Genomic DNA, 462 nt, shown 5'->3' with positions numbered 1-462 from the left:
TGGATGCCACAGATGAGCAGGCCCTGCTGCAGAAGCTTGCGCCCAGTCTTCCGGTTGCGATTGTGGAAGGCATGGTCAAACTGGCCGGCGAGGTTCGCAAGAACTTCGTAGGTCGCGGCGGCACGCTGCGCGTGATCATGTCCACCCGTTCGCTTTGCGTCTGGGCCATGGAGACGGTCGGCTACAGCAAGATCAGCGGGATCGTCGATTCGGCACGTGAAGCGCTTCTGGATACCAGCCTGAACGGTGCGCCGGAAGATGAAGCCAGCGCGGTCCTCGAAATCTGGGATCGCTGGGTCAAGGAAGGGGCGTAAGCCTGCACTGCTTCAAAAGGCCCACTCTGCTGTTCGCAGGGTGGGCTTTTTCTATTGCCGGATAGCAACAACCACTCTCGATTCATGGAGCGGCCGAAGGCCGCAATCATTCCAATCCCTGTGGGCAACCGGAGATCTTGTCATGCAC

Annotated in this window: 1 pseudogene; it reads left to right on the top strand. The window is 59.3% G+C overall.

Annotated features, from left to right (window positions below):
- A pseudogene (locus I6F21_RS37745) lies at positions 1-314 on the top strand (CbbQ/NirQ/NorQ C-terminal domain-containing protein); the annotation flags it as partial.
- Positions 315-462 lie beyond the last annotated feature (148 nt).

Origin of the sequence: Bradyrhizobium sp. NBAIM03 (assembly GCF_020194055.1) — a bacterium.
GTDB lineage: Bacteria > Pseudomonadota > Alphaproteobacteria > Rhizobiales > Xanthobacteraceae > Bradyrhizobium > Bradyrhizobium yuanmingense.
This window is presented reverse-complemented; position numbering and strand designations above follow the sequence as displayed.